At 45.7% G+C, this 22,245-nt stretch carries 20 protein-coding genes; 9 read left to right on the forward strand and 11 right to left on the reverse strand.

The window, feature by feature from the left end; translation table 11 throughout:
• Positions 1 to 3: 3 nt before the first annotated feature.
• Complete coding sequence (locus tag OCU36_RS14900) at positions 4 to 909, reverse strand: LysR family transcriptional regulator (protein WP_261840338.1); 906 nt, start codon at positions 907 to 909, stop codon at positions 4 to 6.
• A 210-nt stretch (positions 910 to 1,119) separates the two neighbouring features.
• Between OCU36_RS14900 and OCU36_RS14905 the strand changes: the two genes are divergently transcribed.
• Together OCU36_RS14905 and glgC are read left to right on the forward strand one after the other, a co-directional pair.
• Positions 1,120 to 1,839: an SDR family oxidoreductase gene (locus tag OCU36_RS14905; RefSeq protein ID WP_008216572.1), complete on the forward strand. Its 720-nt coding sequence runs from the start codon at positions 1,120 to 1,122 to the stop codon at positions 1,837 to 1,839.
• A gap of 240 nt (positions 1,840 to 2,079) precedes the next feature.
• Positions 2,080 to 3,303, forward strand: coding sequence for a glucose-1-phosphate adenylyltransferase (gene glgC / locus OCU36_RS14910; RefSeq protein ID WP_261840339.1), 1,224 nt, complete (start codon positions 2,080 to 2,082; stop codon positions 3,301 to 3,303).
• Positions 3,304 to 3,507: 204 nt separating this feature from the next.
• Here the strand turns inward: glgC and OCU36_RS14915 are convergent, their stop codons facing one another.
• Positions 3,508 to 4,098, reverse strand: coding sequence for a hypothetical protein (locus OCU36_RS14915; protein WP_261840340.1), 591 nt, complete (start codon positions 4,096 to 4,098; stop codon positions 3,508 to 3,510).
• A 395-nt stretch (positions 4,099 to 4,493) separates the two neighbouring features.
• Here OCU36_RS14915 and hpf point away from each other — a divergent pair, with 395 nt between their 5' ends.
• A complete protein-coding gene (hpf, locus tag OCU36_RS14920) occupies positions 4,494 to 4,850 on the forward strand; it encodes a ribosome hibernation-promoting factor, HPF/YfiA family (RefSeq protein WP_261840341.1) in 357 nt (118 codons plus the stop codon).
• Between the two features lie 221 nt (positions 4,851 to 5,071).
• Here the strand turns inward: hpf and dgcA are convergent, their stop codons facing one another.
• The 4 genes from dgcA to OCU36_RS14940 form a co-directional block, all read right to left on the reverse strand.
• A complete protein-coding gene (gene dgcA / locus OCU36_RS14925; protein ID WP_261840342.1) occupies positions 5,072 to 6,058 on the reverse strand; it encodes an N-acetyl-D-Glu racemase DgcA in 987 nt (328 codons plus the stop codon).
• Between the two features lie 112 nt (positions 6,059 to 6,170).
• Positions 6,171 to 7,046 carry an SGNH/GDSL hydrolase family protein gene (locus OCU36_RS14930; protein WP_261840343.1) on the reverse strand — a complete coding sequence of 292 codons (876 nt, stop codon included), beginning with the start codon at positions 7,044 to 7,046 and terminating at the stop codon, positions 6,171 to 6,173.
• A gap of 87 nt (positions 7,047 to 7,133) precedes the next feature.
• Positions 7,134 to 7,646, reverse strand: coding sequence for an RNA methyltransferase (locus OCU36_RS14935; protein ID WP_261840344.1), 513 nt, complete (start codon positions 7,644 to 7,646; stop codon positions 7,134 to 7,136).
• Between the two features lie 241 nt (positions 7,647 to 7,887).
• Complete coding sequence (locus OCU36_RS14940) at positions 7,888 to 8,763, reverse strand: LysR substrate-binding domain-containing protein (RefSeq protein WP_261840345.1); 876 nt, start codon at positions 8,761 to 8,763, stop codon at positions 7,888 to 7,890.
• A 283-nt stretch (positions 8,764 to 9,046) separates the two neighbouring features.
• Between OCU36_RS14940 and OCU36_RS14945 the strand changes: the two genes are divergently transcribed.
• On the forward strand, positions 9,047 to 9,472 hold the full coding sequence (locus OCU36_RS14945; RefSeq protein ID WP_145574631.1) for a DUF3010 family protein: 426 nt from the start codon (positions 9,047 to 9,049) through the stop codon (positions 9,470 to 9,472).
• 104 nt (positions 9,473 to 9,576) lie between these two features.
• On the opposite strand, the gene OCU36_RS14950 is transcribed toward OCU36_RS14945, so the two are convergent.
• A complete protein-coding gene (locus OCU36_RS14950) occupies positions 9,577 to 10,476 on the reverse strand; it encodes a DMT family transporter (protein WP_261840346.1) in 900 nt (299 codons plus the stop codon).
• A 124-nt stretch (positions 10,477 to 10,600) separates the two neighbouring features.
• On the opposite strand from OCU36_RS14950, the gene OCU36_RS14955 reads away from it, so the two are divergent.
• Positions 10,601 to 12,028 carry an aminotransferase-like domain-containing protein gene (locus tag OCU36_RS14955; protein ID WP_261840347.1) on the forward strand — a complete coding sequence of 476 codons (1,428 nt, stop codon included), beginning with the start codon at positions 10,601 to 10,603 and terminating at the stop codon, positions 12,026 to 12,028.
• A gap of 95 nt (positions 12,029 to 12,123) precedes the next feature.
• On the opposite strand, the gene OCU36_RS14960 is transcribed toward OCU36_RS14955, so the two are convergent.
• From OCU36_RS14960 to OCU36_RS14970, 3 genes are all read right to left on the reverse strand, one after another.
• Entirely contained in the window at positions 12,124 to 12,693 is a 570-nt protein-coding gene (locus tag OCU36_RS14960) for a GNAT family N-acetyltransferase (RefSeq protein ID WP_261840348.1), read from the reverse strand.
• On the reverse strand, positions 12,694 to 13,929 hold the full coding sequence (locus tag OCU36_RS14965) for a MerR family transcriptional regulator (protein ID WP_261840349.1): 1,236 nt from the start codon (positions 13,927 to 13,929) through the stop codon (positions 12,694 to 12,696).
• A 369-nt stretch (positions 13,930 to 14,298) separates the two neighbouring features.
• Complete coding sequence (locus tag OCU36_RS14970; protein ID WP_261840350.1) at positions 14,299 to 16,164, reverse strand: fructose-specific PTS transporter subunit EIIC; 1,866 nt, start codon at positions 16,162 to 16,164, stop codon at positions 14,299 to 14,301.
• Between the two features lie 300 nt (positions 16,165 to 16,464).
• On the opposite strand from OCU36_RS14970, the gene OCU36_RS14975 reads away from it, so the two are divergent.
• Both OCU36_RS14975 and OCU36_RS14980 read left to right on the forward strand, forming a co-directional pair.
• Entirely contained in the window at positions 16,465 to 16,767 is a 303-nt protein-coding gene (locus tag OCU36_RS14975) for a PTS fructose transporter subunit IIB (protein ID WP_261840351.1), read from the forward strand.
• 7 nt (positions 16,768 to 16,774) lie between these two features.
• The gene (locus tag OCU36_RS14980) at positions 16,775 to 17,548 is read left to right on the forward strand and encodes a PTS sugar transporter subunit IIA (RefSeq protein WP_261840721.1); all 774 of its coding nucleotides are present in this window, start codon (positions 16,775 to 16,777) and stop codon (positions 17,546 to 17,548) included.
• Positions 17,549 to 17,552: 4 nt separating this feature from the next.
• On the opposite strand, the gene OCU36_RS14985 is transcribed toward OCU36_RS14980, so the two are convergent.
• Positions 17,553 to 18,392, reverse strand: a complete 840-nt coding sequence (locus OCU36_RS14985) for a helix-turn-helix transcriptional regulator (RefSeq protein ID WP_261840352.1) — start codon at positions 18,390 to 18,392, stop codon at positions 17,553 to 17,555.
• Between the two features lie 378 nt (positions 18,393 to 18,770).
• Between OCU36_RS14985 and OCU36_RS14990 the strand changes: the two genes are divergently transcribed.
• Positions 18,771 to 20,675, forward strand: coding sequence for a PTS fructose transporter subunit IIABC (locus tag OCU36_RS14990; RefSeq protein ID WP_261840353.1), 1,905 nt, complete (start codon positions 18,771 to 18,773; stop codon positions 20,673 to 20,675).
• Between the two features lie 111 nt (positions 20,676 to 20,786).
• On the forward strand, positions 20,787 to 22,004 hold the full coding sequence (gene manA, locus OCU36_RS14995) for a mannose-6-phosphate isomerase, class I (RefSeq protein WP_261840354.1): 1,218 nt from the start codon (positions 20,787 to 20,789) through the stop codon (positions 22,002 to 22,004).
• Positions 22,005 to 22,245: the final 241 nt, after the last annotated feature.

A 22,245-nucleotide genomic window follows, 5' to 3' on the forward strand; every position in this document is an offset into this window, starting at 1 on the left:
TATTTAGCTGACTGGCATTTGCTCAAAACGGCCTTTGACAAAATCAATGAAGGTTCGAATTCGGCTCGGTTGATAGCGGTCTCGATGATAGATCGCTGAAAAATCCACTTTCGGTACGACCCACTCATCAAACACCTGCACCAGTTGCCCTTCGTTGAGCTCTTGCAAGCAATAGATGGTTGGTACACGAATAATTCCGTTGCCCGACTTCGCGCCCTGCACCAATACTCGGCCATTCTTACATTGCAATCTGCCCGTCACATGCACATCGACCGCTTTCTTGGTATCGTCCAAAGCTTGAAAACTCCACTTCCGCACTGACCCCGTTAAGCAATCATGGTGGATGAGGTCTTTGGGGTGACTAGGCTTTCCTTTACGAGTGAAATACTCTGGGCTCGCGAGTGTTCCCATTTCGATATCCAATAACTTTCTCGCGATAAAGCCCGCATCGTCAAGACTTCCCATACGAAAAGCGATATCAAACGCGTCTTCAATCAAGTCGACTCGGTGACTACTGAAATCAAGACTGATGCTGATGTCTGGGTAGAGCTGCATAAACTCATTCACTAGATCCGCAATGATCACCTCGCCCAGATAACCGCCGACACAGTTTACTTTTATGTCACCGCGCACCTCTTCGACATCATCGACAGCAGCAATCAGCGCTTGGTCGATATTATCGAGGGCTTGTTCACATCTCGCGTACAGATCTTGCCCTGCGTGCGTCAGCCTCAAGGTTCGAGTGGTGCGGATAAACAGTGTCACGCCCATCTGCTTCTCGAGGCTACTCACTTGACGTGATACGTGGGACCGCGACACATCCAACTCCTCCGCCGCTTTGGTGAAATTACCTAAACGAGCGATCAGCACGAAAGAACGAATATCAGACAGGTTAATTTGGTTGAGCATAGTCGCCAGCTTACGAATGAAGTTATGAGATAGACGCTTTTATTGTTGCACCACAGCAAAAGTGTTTCAAGTAAAGTGCTATATATCAACAATGCTCTTTTCCTTACTATACCTCCATCGCAACGAAGCAAGGCAACAAGCACTTGATTCGCATGCACTTAAACAATACGTCGTAGCCAACCGACGCAATAAAAGTACAAAGGAAATAAAATGAAAAAACTAATCGTAATTACAGGTGCAAGCTCTGGTATTGGTGAAGCAATCGCTCGTCGTCTAAGTGATGAAGGCCACCCTCTGCTACTTTTAGCTCGTCGTATTGACCGCCTTGAAGCGCTGAACCTACCGAACTCTCTATCAGTAAAAGTAGACGTAACAGACAAAGCGTCTTTTGATGCAGCCATCGCACAAGGTGAAGAGAAGTTTGGCCCTGTCGATGCGCTTATCAACAACGCGGGCGCAATGCTTCTTGGTCAAATCGATACTCAAGACGCACAAGAGTGGAAGACAATGTTCGATGTGAATGTGATTGGTCTTCTAAACGGCATGCAGTCTGTACTTGCTCCGATGATGGAACGCAACACAGGTACTATCATCAACATCAGCTCTATCGCAGGTAAGAAAACATTCCCAAGCCACGCAGCTTACTGTGGTACTAAATTCGCGGTTCACGCGATTTCTGAAAACGTTCGTGAAGAAGTGGCGGCTTCAAACGTTCGTGTTACCACTATCGCACCGGGGGCTGTAGAAACTGAGCTTCTGTCTCACACGACCTCTCAAGAGATCAAAGACGGTTACGATTCTTGGAAAGAAGACATGGGCGGCGTATTGGCAGCTGACGATATTGCTCGCGCGGTATCATTCGCTTACCAACAACCACAGAACGTATGTATCCGTGAGATTGCTCTAGCACCAACTAAGCAACAGCCATAGCAACGAATTATCACCCGTATATTTTTGATGCATAAATAGAAAGCGCCACTACTTATTCAGTCGTGGCGCTTTGGTTTTGGGCGATTTGGATCAAAATAGAGCAAGCCAACATCTCCCACGCATCTATTTGGTGCAGCCCTACAATAATCAATCGCGCCTCGTATAATATTCAATGAGTTACATTTGGCTTAGGGCTTGCAAGTCTATCTTCATAATCATAAATACATTGAGGTTCTGACTATGCAAGACACTCTAACGATCGTTCTGGCCGGCGGTGTTGGCTCTCGGCTTTCTCCCCTCACCGATAACCGCGCAAAACCGGCGGTACCCTTTGGTGGCAAATATCGAATCATCGATTTCACGCTCGCAAACTGCTTACACTCTGGGCTACGCCAAATTTTGGTGCTAACTCAGTACAAATCTCACTCTTTGCAAAAACATTTGAGAGATGGTTGGTCGGTGCTTAACCCCGAGCTCGGCGAATACATCACCAATGTTCCACCACAAATGCGAACCGGTGATAGTTGGTATAGCGGGACTGCGGATGCAATTTACCAAAACTTATATCTACTTTCTCGCAGTGAAGCCAAGCATGTGGTGGTGTTATCTGGCGACCATATCTATCGTATGGATTACGCACCAATGCTCAAACAACATAAGCAGAATGAATCCGACTTAACCGTGGCGTGCATGGAGGTTTCGATTGACGAAGCCAAAGAGTTTGGGGTGATGGAGATAGACGAATCTCTTCATATCAATAACTTTACCGAGAAACCGCGTTATCCCGCTTGTGTACCCGGCAGACCGACCCGAAGCATGGCTTCAATGGGGATTTATATCTTTGATAAAGCGATACTGACCCAAGCACTATTAGATGATGCGGAAGACCCAAATTCAAGTCATGACTTTGGCAAAGATATTATTCCTAAATTGGTCAGCAACAACCGAGTTTACGCTTACAAGTTTGGCGACGAAGAAGGTCGAGTAACACAAGACGCCTATTGGAGAGATGTGGGTACCATCGACTCCTATTACCAATCCAACATGGACTTATTGCACCCAACACCACCAATTGACTTATACCAGCCTGACTGGGCGATTCGTACCTACGATCCACAACTGCCTCCCGCGCGCACCATCGCTTCGGTAGAAGGAAACCAAGGGATATTCATCAACTCAATGATTGCCAATGGCGTTGTGATTGAAGGCGGTTCGGCACAAAACTCTATTTTTTTTCCTAAGGTAAAAGTCAATAATGCCGCGATTGTGATTGATAGCATTTTGTTCGAAGATGTTGAGATTGGGCAAAACTGCCATATTCAAAATTGCATCATAGATAAGAACGTTAAGGTACCTGCTGGGACCCAAATAGGCCTCGATAGCCTTGCTGACGCCAAACGCTTCCACATATCGAAACAAGGCGTCATCGTGGTCCCTTCTTGTTACGAATTTAGTAAATCCTAACCGTCAATAAGACAGAATTAATCGACCAGAAGGCTACCCACGTTACCCTTTTCACAGCTTATTATTCATGATTGATCACTCGCTCTTTACCAATAAAAAAAGCGCGCTGCAAAAACAGCGCGCTTTTTTTAAAGCTATCGGTAGGTACTTTCAGCAATAGATAAGTACTTTAAGCAATAGGTAAGTACGTTAAGCAATAGATCGCTACTTAGGTGCTAACTCATAGTTTTCTTGCATTTCTTGAGGGGCAATGCCGTACTCATAATCCGCTAAAAAGCCATCTTTATACACTCTCATGCCCTTCTCGTCCCAGCTCACTTTAATCATTGCAGTACTTCCGTCTTCACTTCCTAGCAACTTCAGCATGTCAGCATCGATCTTAATCGCTTTAATTGTTTTGATACGCTTAAACGGCTTAAATTCTGTGGTTGATGTTGGCAGTGAGCCATAGCTGCTGATCCACGTCTCTTTAGGTACCAACCATTGATTAAAAACGTCATCCACAATCGGATTCGGCATGCTCGCGATGACAACGCCATCGGTCATGACATTGCTCGTCTCGAGGCTATACCCACCCTTTCCGTCTGCGACATAAGTTGGGAAATCAGCACCAATTTCAGACGCTGCTGGCAAACGACCGAGGGTAACCGACTTCTTAACATAAAGATCTGCGGTTTCAAATTTCTTCATGATCTCTGGAATTTTCTGAAATTCAACAGGTGCAGCAAAGGCATTAAAAGTGAAAGATAAAGAGAGAGAGGCTACGATTGCAGCTAATTTAAAAGACATTTTCATAATAAAGAGTCCAAGTTTAATGTAGTAATTAGAGTATCCCGTACTAATATAAATCTCAATAAATGAATTACGCTTCTCTATGCTAGCTAAAGAGGCTTTATGGATTTTTAACGAGAATAGGACTATACACTGACGCTTTATTAGAGCCAAAAAGTTAGGGCAATAAAAACCGTATATACAGGGAGATTAGAACACAACTGTAAGAATGGAGGATTTTTAAACAGAGATTGAAAACACGAAACATAATATGTGATCGGTTGTTCAGACTTTCAAGGGACAACCAATAGATTATTTGATAACACTGAAGTCAATCACACATGTGAACTTCCACTATTGGTTAATCTATCTGATGTTTGCTACTTTTAAATGACACAGTCATTGGAAAGGTATGATTTATGAAAATAAATATTCAAACACATCATGTATCAATTAACGACGAGTCACGCAAAGACATCGAAGGTAAATTCGAGAAGATATCTAACCATTTCCCATCACTGATCAGCTGCGACATCATCATAACCAAAGAACACGGTCAACATCAGATTGAAGTATTCACCAACTACGAAGGTGTAAGAGTAAACGCAAAATCTACGGATGATGTAATGTACCCCGCTATCGCTGCAGCACTTAAGAAATTGGAAGCTGGCCTAAGTAACCGCAAGGGACAATTAAAATCCGACCTACACGAGAAACCAACCAGTACGAAGCCAGAAATTGCTTCGGATATCATCCAAGAGATGAAGTTGGTATAACGCCACAGTAGATGCGCGCTAACAAATAGCAAAGCACAAGAATTACAAAGCCAGCACAATGTTGCTGGCTTTTTCCTTTCCTGCTTGTCCTAAATCACTGACAACACAATATAGCTCAACTCAATAGGCATCGATGATAAGTTCGTTGACGACTAGCTTGTAACAAGGATGATGCCTATTTCAGATGGCTCATATTCTATCTCAGGCCTGATTTGAAGGGCTTAAAGAATAATCATCCCATCTCGATAAGTCAGTGCAGGAGAAACATCTTGCCCAAGCAACACCGGACCATCAAGGTCGACAACCTCAGACTGAACCGCGATAGGTAGCGCTGCACGCATAGCCAATGATGTACCAAGCATGCAACCCGACATTAGGGTGAACCCGAGCCTTTGCGCTTCTTCTGCAAGTACGAGGGCCTCTGTCAGTCCTCCCGTTTTATCTAACTTGATGTTCACCATTTCATACTTACCCAACAATGATGATAATTGTGAAGTAGTATGACAGCTTTCATCAGCACACAATGGGATAGGGTGTTTAATGTGCGCCAATGATGCATCGTGATCTTGCGGTAAAGGTTGTTCAATCATTGCGATATCAAACTCTGTCAGTTGAATAAACAACTCTTCGAGATTGATCCCTGTCCACGCTTCATTCGCATCTAATACAATTTTAACCTTTGGTGCCGCTTCTCTGACAGCTCGAACGCGCTCGACAATAAGATCCTGATCAAGCTTCACTTTCAGTAGTTTGGCACCGTTCGCGACATAATCTCTAGCCTGTTTTGCCATAGCTTCTACAGTACCAATGGAGACCGTCATCGCGGTAATGATTTGAGCCGGTAGCTCAAACATACTATTTGGGAACTGTTGGTTATTTTGCTTGGCTTCCAAATCCCAAAGCGCACAGTCGACGGCATTACGTGCCGCTCCACCAGCTAATAAAGACTGAAGCTGATCTCTGAGCTCTTCAGGATCAGTCATACCTCGCTCAAAGGCGGCTTCAAGTGAACTGGCAGCTTGTTGAATCTGCGCTAGCACTGACTCCGACGACTCACCATATCTTGGGTAAGGCGTACACTCCCCTTGAGCTCGTTTACCATTATGTTCAATATAAACACGAACGACATGACACTCTGTTCGGCTACCTCGAGATATACGAAAAGGCGTTTGCATCGCGATAGTAATAGGTTCTGCTGTAATCTTCATAATTTAACTCGGTTGATGTTCGCTTTGACAAATGGAAATAGAAAATGATGAGGTCGTTAAAGTGAATGTCACAAATGTTCGAACTTTAATTGTACATTCAAATACACACAATTTAAGTCATAGAACTTAGGTCAATTGCCGATTGGGTTGTTTTTAATAACAACACTTCAATTTTAGGCTGGAGTAGTGCCGACCAAGCTTGGTATGCCTGAGCATTCAAGTGCAAATCATCACAACTGTATCTATTCGATAATAATTGGTTAGGGGCTAGCACCTTGTTTACATCTAAAAACTCAATCTCATGCTGTTCACAATAGGCTTGTAACCTTTGATTGAGCAGTGAAACCTGAACATTCAACCCCTGCAGCCTACACCCTACGTACAATGTAGATTGAACAAGAATTGAAATGCCTTGAACTCGCCATGTGGTCAGTATCTCAATATAATTCTGATAGATATGATCGACACTGTAGCCTTGTGCAAGATCATTGATCCCTGCCATAAAACATACGAGCTTTGGCTTCACGTTCAAAGTGGTATCGATACGGCTTAGCATGCCGGCCGTCGTGTCACCAGCAAGGCCACGATTCACCATGGAGATCTCTCGGAAAATATCAGCCCAGGGTGCCCACTCGGTGATCGAGTCACCAAACATCACTAAGTCAACACTCGGGGAGAAATGGCGATGATTGTCTGATGCCATGATGTAACGGCTCATACTATGACCTCGTTGCTGAATCTCAGATTGAATTGCGACCGACTTGAGAATTTCGCTGTCCGGCGTGGTGCGATCAAATTGAGCCAATAACGCTTCGATGTGAGGCTTAAAAGGGCTGAGACGTGTATCGAGGTGGTGGTGCTCTTTAAGGGAAGATAACCTCTCTAATAAAGTGTATAGAGACTGGGTTTGCCCCACTTCCTGGAATAACTGATATAAATCGAGGACAGGATGCTGTTGCAGTGCAGCAAGTAATTGCTCGTCTTCCATGGTGTTATCTAACCCTTCAATGGTCTGCTGATGGACTCAAGATAATATCCGATTACGTGTGGGATAGATAACACCAGAAGCGGTAAATTACTTTTCTGTAACTAATAGATGATTACGGTTATCACGGCTTTTTTTAATCAGCTCATTGCTCTCATCCATGTCATCAGATTTGGCAAGGCGATCGTAAAGCAGAACGTTCACACTCGCAGCTAAGTTCATACAGCCAACCGTTGGCACATAAACAACATGGTCAGCTCGATTAGCGACATCTTGAGAAATAGAACCGTCTTCTGGCCCAAAGATATAGATCGCGTTTTCCGGATGTTTAAAACGTGGCAGTGGCGTTGCACCTTCAGCCAACTCCACACATACGATCTTGGTTTCTGAATCAAGGTTATCTAAAAACGACTCTACGCCTATCAGTGGGATAGTGCGTGCTGCACTTTTAGTATCGGTGTGAAATTTAGCCGCCTTTTCGTAGCGTTGCCCTGTGTATTTAACTTCGTCGACTTGGTAGCAACCAGCCGCACGCATAACCGCCCCTACGTTTGTCGGGCTCTTTGGGTTAGTTAAACCAATAGTGACATGGCTTTTGTTCATGGGTCTTTCTCACTTAACGAATAGACATAGCTGGGTGCTATAAAGCGTGGCATTCTACCAAAGCAACAGCAAATACCAAAGCATCGAAAACGACTTCCTATAACGCCCCTCCCCCTGAAAACCTAAGTCGTTCAAAGCGAACACCTAAGCATATCCAGTTTGTCAACAACACGTTCAATATTGCATCCATATCGAAAAAATGACACTGAACCTCTCAAGAAGCTGAAAATGGCACGAAAGCCTAGATCGCTCCCAACTGCTCAGACAGGAAATCGACTAACAGGCGAACCTTTGAAGACAAGTTACGGTTTTGCGGATAAAGCGCCCAGATCCCCTCTTTATCATCTCGATAATCGGACAGCACCTCAACCAACTCCCCGGATTCTAAATCTTCACTCACATAGTATTCCGGTAATTGCACCAAACCAATGCTCTGCTTCGCCGCATCCAACAAGGCCAAGCCACTATTGCATTTGATACGTCCAGTGACACGAACCGAACGAGGGCGACCATTTTCTTTGAAACGCCAATGCTCGAAACCACCAACCAAACATGGGTGATTGCTCAGTTCAGAGAGTGTATGAGGCTCCCCATAGCGCTCAATATATTCGGGGCTTGCACATACATAGAGCTGTCGTTGGGAAAGCTTCTTTGCGACTAAACTTGAATCTTCTAGCCGGCCAAGGCGAATTGCGACATCAACACCTGAGTCAATAAGATCGAGCCTTTGATTGGTCAACATCAGCTCAAGTTCCACCTGCGGGTAGCGCTTTAAAAACTGGTGAAGAAGTGGCGCGAGTTGCCGCTCACCATAGGTTACAGGGGCTGTGACTTTCAGTAGGCCTTTAGGTGTAGATTGCATCTGCGTGACCGCAAGCTCTGCCATTTCTAAACCTTCAACCAACAACTTACATTGCTGATAATAGAGTTGCCCGGCCTCTGTTAGCGAGACCTTACGAGTTGTTCGATTTAGCAATTTCACCGCTAAGCGTTCTTCCAGATTCGCCACTCTACGACTGATTTGAGCTACTGATGTCGTGAGTTTCTGCGCGGCACCAGTAAAGCTTTCACGCTCTGCGACTGCAACAAACTCACTGACTCCTTCCCAATTGGCCATACCTTTATCCTATGCTAAACCGGTTACCTCGACAGTGTATTGAAGTTATAAAATACTGTCACCTTACTTGATGTGCTCTGCGGATAAACCAACACGGCTCGACCAATGCATATAATGGTTCTCAACGCTGAGCACCATTTTTACCATTGACATAGTGCTTTCGGTAAAGAAAGGGCAATCTTATCCTTTGTTCGAAACTTATTTATCACCAATAGACGCAAAGACTGGAGAAGTGTGATAAATAACACCATAATGTAGGGCTCTAAAATAAATAGGTAAGAACATGAAAATTTGTGGTGTTGAAATCAAAGGTAACGATGCAGTCATCTGTCTTCTTTCTCTATCAGATGGTGTATTTAACATTCCTGATTGCCGAGTTTCTAAAGTTTCAATTAGCGACGCAAACGACACACAGAATATGAAAGACTTTCAATTCTCTTTTGCAAAGTTAATGGAAGATTACCAAGTAGATAAAGTTGTAATTCGTCAGCGCCAAACGAAAGGCAAATTTGCAGGTGGTGGTTTCGGTTTCAAACTAGAAGCGGCAATTCAGTTGATCGATGGACTAGACGTAACGGTTGTGTCACCGGCTGACATCAAAGAAAGTATTAAGCGCAACCCTCTTATGATGAAGTTCAAAGAAACTGGCCTTAAGCAATACCAAGAAGCACCGTTTACAACGGCATACGCTTGCTTGATGAAGCGCTAATCAAAAGCCGCTTACCAAAGTTTGATGCAGAAAGAGCCTAAGTATTCAGGCTCTTTTTTGTTTCTAGTTATCAGCTTTAAGTAGAATGAGTTTTGGTATACACATTACCGCTCTAACGCTGTTCGTCTACGGGGCTTAATCCATTCGGGCTTCCTCACCACCAAATAAACCGCAGCGGCAGACAAGGCGAAGCCTATTGCACCATAGATGTCGAACGACTCACCGAAAATAAGCCAGGCTTGAATTGCAGTCGTCGGTGGAACTAAGTAAAACACTGAGGCCACACTTGAAGATGCGCCATGCTCTACCATGTAAAGCAACAATAATATGGCAACGCAAGACAAAACAACCACCAACCAGATTAGCGTCAGCGAGAATTCTACAGTCCAGTTTACCTGCATCGTTTCGTAACGCATTGCGAACGGCAGAAACAGCGACGCCGAAGCCAAATATTGCACCATAGCGCCGCCGACCATATCAGTACCCTGACAGAAGCGCTTCTGATACAGAGTGCCGCAGGTAATACCAACCAAAGCAACCAAACACAATATCGTTGCCAAGCCTTTTTGATCATCCGACTGCCATTCAATATTGCCCATCAACACCAAACTGATACCCGCAAAACCAAGCGCTAGTCCCAGCCATTGTGCCAAATTAAAACGCTGCGAAGTACAACTGATCATAATCAAGGCGGTAAGAATCGGTTGCAAGCCCACAAGTAGAGAACTTAACCCGGCGGGCATACCCATATCAATCGCCAGATAGGTGCCACCAAGGTAGAAACCATGAATCAAGATGCCAACCACACAAGCGTGGAAGAATGCTCGACCACGAGGGATACGACGTTTAAGGATTGCAATCAAAACCAAGAACAGCACCACGTTCGCCACCATCCTCAGTGAGAGTAATGTTGCGGGCTCCGCGTATTCCACACCAAGACGTGCACCAACAAAGCCTGACGACCACAATATTACAAACACAAACGGAATCACTTTAATCAACATTACAAACCTCTGGTCAACGCTTCATCAATGCTGTTACCTTAGTTGGGTACAGATAACTAATAAAGATACAGATATAACACTTTAAATGGTTACAGATTGAGAGTAGGCAACGAGGAAGAAAAACATGGAAGCAGAACTCAGCGGCAATAAATATCTTGCTGCCGAACAACATATTAAGGCTCAGATCGATAAAGGACTTTTTCATCCAGATGATCGTCTCCCCTCAATCCGCCAGTTAAGCGAACAGCTTGGCGTGAGTAAAAATACCGTGATTCGTGCCTATCAAGAACTGGAAGCGACAGGTTGGGTTTATTCAGTACCCAAATCTGGCTATCGCGTCAAGGCGCCCAACAACACAAACTGGGATGCACTAAGCCAACCTCAAAAAGTCGATCTGTTGTCTGTCACCAAATCGGTACTCTCTCGTCCAAAAGGTCACCTGAAACTGTTGGCAGGCTCAGCACACCCGAACATCAACAACCCTGCGATTCGAAGCTTGTATGCCGAGATCGGTCGCCATAGCCGCTTGCAGACTCAGCTTCCTGGTTATTACCAACTGCCTCCTGGAGACGAGCAATTAGTAAAGCAATTGTTAAAGATCACCCATGATCTCGGTGTACCCGCGGGATCGAAAGAGATAGCGATTACTCATGGGGCTCAACAAGCGATCAGTCTGGCTTTACGTGCGCTCACCAAACCCGGCGACATCGTGGCGGTCGAGTCGCCCTGTTACTTCGGAAACCTACTTTTACTGGAGTCGCTTGGCTTGCAAGCCCTTGAAATCCCAAGCAGCGTTAGCCACGGTATTGATATCCCATCACTACAGAGTGCGTTGGACAAATGGGAAGTGAAAACCTTACTGCTAACGCCAAACTTTACTAATCCAACGGGTTCACGGATGCCATTGGCGAATCGAAAAGCATTACTGGAGCTCACCGGATCTTTACCAATTATCGAAGACGATGTGTTCGGTAGCTTGGCATTCGATACACCCATCGCTAGCCTCAAAGAGCTCGATGACCAAGATAGAGTCATCTACGTCAACTCTTTGTCTAAAACCTTAGACTCACGCTTGCGAATCGGTTGGTTACTGTCGGGGCGCTACCAACCTTTGGTCGAAAAGTACCTTTTATGCGACAACATGGGCAGCTCAAACCTGATGCAATCCGCGGTGGGTCAATTCCTCACTACCGGTAAATATCGCAGCCATTTGTCTAAAATGAAGCGGCTCTACCAAACCAATCAAAAGCAATTCCAAAGCCTGTTAATACACGCACTAGATAGCCACCCACACCTTGTCGGGCAATACCACCTATCAAAACCGGAAGGCTCTTTTTTAAACTGGATAACACTGCCTGAATCGGTCGACAGCTACGCGGTCTATCAAGACTGTTTAAAACATAAGCTGGGAATTTTACCCGGCACAGTATTTGGAACCAACGATCAATATAAACACTGCTTGCGCTTCACTGTCGCCAATATTGAAGAGAGCAAAGAGTGGAAAGAAGGGGTTTTGACACTAGCGAAGATAATCGCTAAGCACGTACGTTAGATTGCCTTTCTAATTCCCCATTCAATCCAAACAACAAAGCCCAACAGGCAATACCTGATGGACTTTCTCTTTTTCTCAATTTTTATTACCAGCGGCTACCAATATTCTGCATGAGCCAAGCCTTTAACGCAGTTCGATTTTTCACTCGTCACTGTAATTTCACCGCCAGTCAACGATTGAGCTAACCAACCGTGAGGAAAGCTTAATTTAAAGGGTGCTGGGATCTGCTCAACGGTAATTTGCCCAAAGCCCACTTTTGAATAGTAGTCAGGATCACCGTACGTCACTGCAAGCTCGATACCCTGCTCTTTTAGAGCCTGCAAACCGAAGTTAATCAGTTGCTGGCCAATACCACGCTTTTGTACTTGAGTGCTCACCGCTACTGGCGAAAGTAAATACGCCTTTGTTTCATCGCCAAATGAAAGCGGCGTAAAGATAATCGCGCCAACAATCGTACTATCTGCATCCGACTCACTAGAATCGTCTTCAGCAACAAAGCAAAGTAGCTCTGTCGGAGCTGTGGTCGTTAAAAGATCGTTGGCAAGCTTACCCACTGTTTTACCTTCGTTCTCACCTTCTGAATTCGTAAAGGTTTGAGTGAAAACTTGAGTGATCGTTTCGATTTCGTTTGAATTATAATGTCTAAATTTCATGGTGTTACTCACTTACTTTAATTTCTTGAGCACAAAGAATTGATAATCAAAATCACGTTGTTCAGAACCTTTCGAAGGCTGTTGATCCAAACCGTTCTTTGATGTGCTGCTATCGAAAAATTGTTTAACTTCACTGTCGCAATCTACGAGCGCTTTTGAGTTCGGCATCGTTGCTTTAAGCGCTTCTACTCGCTTTTGAAAGGGCTGGTAATACGCAAGCCAACCAGCGTCACTCATTGCAAAGTGCTCCAAAACTTCATAACCCGCAGCTTGTGCCTGTTTAATTCGCTCGGATACCGTTGTCATGTCTGGGTACTCTTTTTGCCAGAACGCTTTGCTCGATTCGTTAGGTTGTTCGGTATTCCAGACTAAGTCATTGACGACCAATATGCCGTCATCACTGAGTAAATTTCTCCACTGCTTTAACGCCTTTTCAACCCCCATAATATAAGCACTGCCTTCCGACCAAATGAGATCAAACGACTGAGCTTCAAACGGCAGATCCATCATGCTCGCGCACACGGTTTGGACGTTGTTTTCTAAGCCAAGAGCCTGTGCTTGCTGAGTCAGAATATCTAAGCTCGGTTGATCATTATCTACCGCCGTTATTTGCACATCCGCTTGATGTTCTCCTAAGGCTTTCGCTAACACAGAGGTGGCAATACCTTTACCACAACCGATCTCAAGTACACGTTTGGGAGAAACCGTAACGTGTGCCAACGCCGCTAAAGTATCCTCCGCCGTTCCGGGCCCTAAGCGCTCTAAACCCTCAAAGATCACCTCAAAATCGGCCATGTACTGCTCATGATCGTTCATGTCTTTTGAAAGCCACTTTAGCCGCAGTGCTTGCTTCTCATCAAAGCCTTGCTTAATTAACCAATCGAGATGCGCATCAGGCGCCACCTTATCCATCGACTCATGCCAATCTTGCAAACCACTCTCGCCTAACAAGGCCGATAGCAACGCACGTGACCGCTGTTTCTGAGCAATCTCTTGGTCTAACTGTTCGAGTCGATTTTGTAACAAGGAGCGGTCAACCTTGGCATCCAAACACGCCTGACACTCTTTCAACGTCAGACCTCCTGCTTGTAACTGCTGCAACAATTTCACACGTTGCAAGTCACGTTCACAATAACTTCGATAACCATTACTGGTCCGTTGAGCTTCAATCAAACCCAACTTTCCATAATACAAAAGCGTGGAACGGCTCAGGCCAACAAGTTCAGCTAATTCAGATATGCGATACATCCACTTCTCCCTCATTTCTATCTATAAGATAAACTATGAAGCTGTAGTCAGGTCAACACTCAATGACGCATTACACTCTTCTTTTACTCATTTTCTTTTTCTAACTTCAAATCGGTAAGGTGAGTTAAGCGTATCTTTTAACCGTAGAAAGATTCGAGATCGACATTGCTTCAACAAAATTCAAGAAAAGATGAATGGGTTAAAAACGGATTAAGGTATCAACCGCCGCCACAATGGTATGTCTGTGTTAATGAGCGAAGATTAAAACCTCACCCCCCCAATACGGTAGATCAAAAAGACTCCGTTGTTAGCTCAGAGCTAGAACGGAGTCTTTGTCGTTTGGGTCCGATAAACCGAACGGTTTAAGAGTTACACCTTTCTCATGATCAACGCCTGAGCATTAAGCATTGCTTCCTTAGTACTGACATCCAAGGTTTTCACGTTCGCAAAGCGTTCAACTTCTTTAATCGCCACATCGTGAGCAAAGATCACCAACCTCGCCCTTTCAATGTCTTTCTGCGTAATGCGATTACCTATTCCGTTGGCACCTTGGGTTTCGACTTTAATCCGAACCCCAAGATGATGCGCCGCCTTTTCTAAAGACTTCGCCGCTAAGAAAGTGTGGGCAACACCAGATGGACAAGAAGTGATCGCCAATACATCCGCTTGCCCCTCTTCCGTTACCGAGCCACCCGTGAACGGATTAGAATTCGCTTCGCCTTCGACCACGTTCTTCTTCAAAAGAATCACGATCAGCGCTGTTGTTAGAGCACCGGCTAATGTGCCGACAATATAGCCAATCTTGCCATCCACCACTGGTAGCACAATCCAGCCGCCCCATGGTGCATGGTTTACCACATGGAACATAAAGCCAACCACGTTACCGACAATACCACCAGCAACAACCGCAGGCAGAACGCGCGCAGGGTCAGCGGCGGCAAATGGGATCGCACCTTCACTGATGCCAATCATGCCCATGATGCCTGCAGCTTTACCCGCTTCACGTTCGTCGCGTTTAAATTTCTTTGGCGATAGGAAAGTCGCCAGTGCCATACCGAGAGGTGGCGTACAAATCGCAATCCCGACCCCACCCATCAACCATGGTTGAGTATTCACCTGAGTTTGGGCAAACAGCGTTGCAACTTTATTGATTGGGCCGCCCATATCAAAGGCCGTCATTGCGCCTAAAATACTGCCCAACACCACTTTTCCGGATCCTGCCATGCCAGTCAGCATTTGGTTCATCTCTAGCATCACTTGGGCAATCGGCGAGCCAATCACCCACATCACCGCACCACAGGTTACAAAGGTGCCGACAAGCGGATAAATGAAGATCGAGCTCAGCGAGATCATGCTGTCTGGCAGTTTGATCCTCTTGAGTAAATTAACCACAAAGCCCGCAAAGAAACCGACCACTATCGCACCAAGGAAACCGGTGTTGTATTGATCGACGGCGACCCAAGAGCCAATCATTCCGGGCGCTAAACCCGGTTTGTCAGCCATTGAATACGCGATGTAACCTCCGAGTACCGCAGTAAACAGGGTTAACCCCGCAATGCCCATCTGTGCGATGTCTGCTAACACGCCACTTTCAGGTACGGCACCATGACCCGACATCATCACCGACAAAGACAAAAGCACACCACCTGCAACCACGAATGGGATCATGTGTGAGGTGCCGTATAACAAGTGTTCTTTGAGGCGATTAAGAGATTGTGCCCAAGGGCTGAGTGGCTCGACATACACTTCATGATGGCTAGAGGCGTAACTATCGAACGATTCAGAATTGGCTTCGAGAAACAGCTCTTGAGCTTCCTCAACTGACTCCACCGCCTTTAATTTTGTAACAAAGCCGTCTTCGATAAGTCGGGTCGAAATCTGAGCCAATACCTCGATATGGTGGTCGTCGTTGTTGTCCGGAGAAGCGAGCATAAAGAACACATCAGACAGTTCGCCGCCGTCTGCACCATAATCGATACCCGTTCGGCTGATACCTACCGCAACAGCAGGTTTCGCTACAGCACTGCTTTTCGCGTGTGGAATCGCAATACCATCGTCAAAGCCAGTATTACCGATGGCTTCGCGCTTCCATATGTCTTCAAGGAATTCACGTTTATTGGAGAGCTTACCGGCACGGTCAAGCAGTTCAACAAGCTCTTCAAATACCGCCTGTTTTGAGTCGGCTTGTAAATCTAAGCAGATGATCTCGGGCTCGATAATGTTGGTGATATCCATATGCAGCTCTGCCTCGTCTGATTTCAGACTGAAGTAATTAGGTAAGTGATAAGGTTAATAAGATGAAAAGATTAACGGTGTGAAAGCACTCAATATATAGGACGAAAGGTGCATTAACTGGATTATTGTAACCAAGAACTCAGAGTGTGACTTTCACCTTGGAATAAAAAACGCCAATCCATAAAATCCACAGAACCCATAACAATATCGTCCCTCCGCCATGCGAGCTTTCCCTACTGGTTTTCCCATACAAGATAGCTTATGCAACGTAACAGGGACGAGATTAAGCCGAGAATAATAATGAGAATTGTAGCGGTGACTGCGTGCCCTACAGGCATTGCGCACACCTATATGGCAGCTGATGCTCTAAATAAAACAGCCCCTAAGTTCAACGTTTCAATCAAGGTTGAGACGCAAGGCGCTATGGGTATTGAAAACTTACTGACCGCCCAAGATATTACTCTCGCAGACAAAGTGTTGATCGTCTCTGATATCGACATCGACCAACCAAGCCGATTTGACCCAGCTAAAACCGTATTTGTTCCCATGGAAGAGGTATTATTGAGTGTCGATAAAGTCTTCATTAAGCATTGTCGAACTTAAACTTTTGATGAACGAATACCAGATCACCTTCTTCGTTGACGATCCTGCCGCGAACTCACATGTCGCACAGCCGCTAACTCGCTTAGCGAAGAAGTTCAAAAGCAACATCCGCATTATCAACATCACTCAAAATCGAACCGCTGATCTCTCCAAATCCGTCGCGATGCTGCAAGTCGGTTTACTTCGTGGTGATTTGTGTCAGATCACCGCGGTCGGTATTGATGCAGAGCTGGCCTGTTTCGTTCTCAAAGATGTCATTGCCGAGCATTACGACATGGTTGGCTCACAAGTAAACCATGAGTTCTCTAACGATCTAATCCAACGCATGCCGCAGATATGCCCACCTTGTGACATTAAATGGCACCACGCTAAGGCGCAAACCCAACTGACCAAATTTGAGTGCTTAAAAGGGCTCGCTCACCTTGTTTATCCAGAAGACCCGGATGAACTGATTCTGGCCTTTATTAAGCGAGAGGAACGCTCTTCAACCTGCGTGTCACCGGGTATCGCCTTGCCGCATGTGATGTTTGAATCGACTCAAGATCTCTCGATTGCGGTTATCGTCAGTGACGACCCGATTGACTGGGCATCACGTATCGGCGAAGTGCACGTTGCCATTGCTTTGGTATTGCCAACCAAGCCACAGCGAGAGCACATTGTGGCGGCGACCAACCTAACTCGAAACCTGCTTCACGATCAGGTCAATGAGCGTCTGCAAAAGACCCGAAGCAGCGTCGACCTACAAGCTCTATTAATGTACATCTCATCACGCCTTATTTAATCAACTAAATTGAACCACGATATTCAGTCGGCGTCCTACCAGTGCGATTCTTAAACACGCGACAGAAGTAGTTCACATCCTTAAAACCGCAACGTAGTGCCACTTCATTGAGCTTGAAATTGTATTTCTTAAGCATGAACTTAGCGCGGTCGACTCGAACACGGGTGATGTATTCTGCCAGCGTCATATGACCTTGTTGACGGAACATTCGCGACAAGTGATTGGATGAAATGCTAAAGCGCGAGGCAATGCTGTCTCGGGTGATCTGGCGATGGAAATTCTCTTGAATATAAATGCAAATGCCCTGATACACATCCTGCACGCGGCTGTGAGATTTCTCGACAGGCGCTTCTAACATTGCCTTGCTGTATTGCAGTAGAGCTTGCAGCAATAACTCATCCATCGGCTGCTTGTTACTCTCTCTCGCTAACGAGCTGAGCGCCTCCAGTATGTTATCAATTGCAAACCCAGAGCGAGTCTGAATACTGTGCTTTTGGATATCGTAAAAGCTCGCTTCCCCTTTGCGCTTACTCACCAAACTTAAACCAAGCTGACGACGGCCAAACAACATACTCAACACCGAACAATCGGTATCCCAGTTAGGTTTATTCCAGCAGTTGGATGGAATAAAAATCGCATCTCCGGCTTTGGCAATGACGTGAGTGATTTTGCGATCATGACTCTCCATTTCATTAATATACTCTCCGTCTAGCACCAGCTCTAAACGTGGAAAGTTCACCTGATAACTGCAAGCGGAAGGCGTGTGAAAGTCTCCAGCAAACCAGATGTTGTGAAACGGTTCTCGCTCATTTAACACCGACGAGATTAAGTCATGAAATATCATTATTCGAACTCTTATAGGCAGCAATAAGGCTACCGGAATAGATATACCTGTAACTGAAACATAGCGCTATTGAGCAAAATCACAATTTGAGATCTAGGTTACAAAAATCCAGAATTAGGAATAAATATCCAGTACCGAAACTGATGGGGCACGTTATTTTCCAGATAACAAAACACGCCGAACCCCTTATAAACAAAAGCTTTAAAGCACGATAAACCTTGTCAATACAGGGCTCAAAACACCCGTTCGACTGATCAAAATCACACTCTATTTATAACGCAACAATCATCCAGTAAATGCGTTTTTTCTTCACTACAGAAGGCAAGTTTTAGATTCCAGAATACTCCTAACAAAATAAAAATAGAGTAGGGGTTTATTATGATCACGACATTGATCAATCAAGATTTGATTAAGCTTTCGCTTAGCGCTAATTCAAAAGAAGACGTATTTAAAGAGCTGATAGACGTACTTTACGCACAAGGCAGAATCTCAGACAAAGCACAGTTTCTTGCCGACATTAAGGCTCGTGAAGAACAAGGTAATACCGGATTTGAAGAAGGTATTGCTCTGCCACACGCGAAAAGCAGCGCGGTGATCAAACCCGCGGTTGTGATCGGCGTCCATCAACAGGGTATCGAGTACGGTGCCGATGACGGTCAGCCTTCCAAACTGTTCTTTATGATTGCTTCTCCGGATGGTGGCGATAACCACCACATCGAAGTACTGGCAGAGCTTTCTTCAAAACTGATTGAAGAAGGCTTTATCGAAAACTTCATGAATGCTCAATCTGAACAACAAGCTTTGGAACTGCTGCTTAGCAAACCTGAGCCATCAGAAACCGAAACCAACGTTGAGAAACAAGGCTTCATCATTGGTGTGACAGGCTGCCCAGCTGGCGTTGCACACACGTATTTGGCCGCTGAAGCGCTAGAGAAAGGCGCAGCGGCGCTTGGCTACGACATCAAGGTCGAAACCAACGGCTCTATCGGTGTCAAAAACAGCCCGACTCAAGAAGAGATCGAACGCGCAGACGCGATTGTTGTCGCTTGTGACAAACAGGTCGACATGGCTCGCTTTGCTGGAAAACGTGTGATCAGCACTAACGTAAAAGCGCCCATCAAAGACGCGCAAGGTTTAATTCAACAAGCACTCAACGCGCCAAACTACCAAGCAGAGCAAGCGCCGACCAACCAATCTGTTTCAGAGAAAGCCTCGCAAGCGCGTTCAGACCTTTATCGTTACTTGATGAATGGCGTATCTCACATGATCCCATTCGTGGTGACTGGCGGTCTTTTGATTGCCCTAGCATTAGCGATTGGTGGTGAGCCGAGTGAATCCGGCATGGCGATTCCTGCTGGTAGCATGTGGAACCAAATCCTAGAAGTGGGTGTGGTTGCCTTCACATTAATGATCCCGATTTTGGCGGGCTACATTGCTTACGCGATTGCTGACCGCCCTGCTCTAACTCCTGGTCTTATCGGCGGTTGGATTGCCAACAATGGCTCTTTCTACGGTGCTGATGCCGGTACAGGTTTCATTGGCGCAATCATCGCCGGCCTATTAGTCGGTTACTTCGTTAAATGGATTACCTCGTTTAACTACCACAAATTCGTTCAACCGCTTGTGCCTATCATGATCGCTCCGATCACTGGCTCTCTATTTATCGCGGGTCTGTTCATCTTTGTTATTGGTGCTCCAATTGCAGGGCTAATGGATGCACTTACTGCGCTGCTAACCAGCATGAGTACAGGTAACGTGGTTCTGCTTGGTATTGTTCTTGGTGGTATGGCCGGTTTCGATATGGGCGGTCCATTCAACAAGGTGGCGTTCCTATTCTCAGTCGGCATGATCGCCAGCGGTCAAACTCAATTCATGGGCGCAATGGCGTGTGCGATTCCTGTGGCTCCACTGGGTATGGCTATCGCAACCAGACTTGGTCGTAAGTTCGACCTGTTTGAATCTTCTGAAATTGAAGCGGGTAAAGCTGCTGGCGCAATGGGCTTGGTGGGTATCTCTGAGGGTGCCATTCCTTTCGCGGCTCAAGATCCGATGTCGGTTATCCCAGCCAACGTACTGGGCTCAATGACGGCAGCGGTTATGGCGTTCTCATTTGGCATTACCAACAGCGTCGCTCACGGTGGCCCAGTTGTCGCTCTACTCGGTGCAATGAACTACCCAATGCTGGCACTGCTGTGCATGGCATCAGGTTCGGTCGTGACTGCGGTGACTTGTATCGCGCTTAAAAATCTACGCAAAGCCAAGCTAGCGGCTGCAACGGCTTAAGCCATTTTTAATGCCAATGGCTTGAGCCCTTCGACCCTACTGTTTTTAGTAGCTAATAGTTTTTTAGGAACGAATAGAGCTCAAGCCATATTTCCCTTCATGGTGATTTCGATGTCTGATTTTTCTTTAGCGAACGACTCGTTCGTACCACGCTTTTTCTACCCTATGACGAACGTAATTCAAAACTACGCATGGGGGAGCCCTTCTTCGTTCAACCTGCTGTTTGGTATTGATAACCCGTCTGGTGAGCCACAAGCGGAGATCTGGATGGGTGCTCACCCGAATGGTTGTTCGACGGTGACCGACAATGGTCAGCAAACCACGTTGTCGAACTTAATTGCCAAGAACCTCAACCTGTTTCTAAGCGAGAAAGTAGCCCGTCGTTTTGGTGAACTTCCGTATTTATTTAAGGTGTTAGCAGCAGAGAAAGCGCTCTCGGTTCAAGTACACCCAAACAAGCAACAAGCAGAATCTGGCTATGCTCTAGAGGAACAACAAGGCATACCAATGACGGCTGGCAACCGTAACTACAAGGATCCCAATCACAAGCCGGAGCTGGTGTATGCATTAACCGACTACACTGCGATGAACGGTTTTAGGTCGATAAGCGAGATCCTCGAGCACTTCCATTACCTCGACATTCCTGAACTGCACTCGATGGTTAACGATCTCGCGGGCGATCAAACCCCCAATGGATTAGCCAGCTTTTTCGCAAGCTTATTGTCGTTGCAAGGTGAACAAAAAGGCATGGCGTTAACAATGCTGCTGATGAAGGCGAAGCTTGCAGATGCCCCTGTGTTCCAGTTGATTTCAGAGTTGGAACAACAGTATCCGGGCGATGTTGGCCTGTTTGCTCCGCTGCTATTAAACGTGATCACGCTAAAGCCGGGCCAAGCCATGTATCTGGATGCCGAAACCCCCCATGCTTATATCAAAGGGACGGGCTTAGAAATCATGGCGAACTCAGACAATGTACTCCGCGCAGGATTGACGCCTAAATACATGGATATCAACGAATTAATCTCTTGTACTCAATTCAATGAAAAGCCTGCAGATAGGCTACTGCTCAGCCCGATTGAGCAAGGTGACGTGATGGAATACCAAATTCCAGTCGAGGATTTTAAGTTCTCTATCGTGCAAAACTCACATCAGAGAAAGATCACCACCGAAGGTGCCGAGATCCTACTGCCACTCGATGAATCCATGGTGCTAACCCATCAATGTGGTGAAACTTGTGTAATCGAAAAAGGCCAATCGGTTTTCATTCCCGCTTACGCAGAAAGCTACAAACTCGATTGCGTTGGACGTGTCGCACGCGCTTACAGCTAGCTCTACAAAGTAAATCTAACTCTCCCGAGTAGATACAAACATTAATCATGCCCTGCTTTGCGGGGCATTTTTGTTCCTACAGCTCTTTTCTTCCTACAGAAAGTTATTTCAACACCGAAATACACCCTCAAATATGACTCACCTCACACTGGATGAATGATGCAAATCACACTTAATTTTGCTTGGTACAAATGTACAGTGAAGCGCTTTTATTTGCTATTTCGCGAATGCCGTTAATCCA

The sequence above is a fragment of the Vibrio artabrorum genome (genome assembly GCF_024347295.1).
Lineage (GTDB): Bacteria > Pseudomonadota > Gammaproteobacteria > Enterobacterales > Vibrionaceae > Vibrio > Vibrio artabrorum.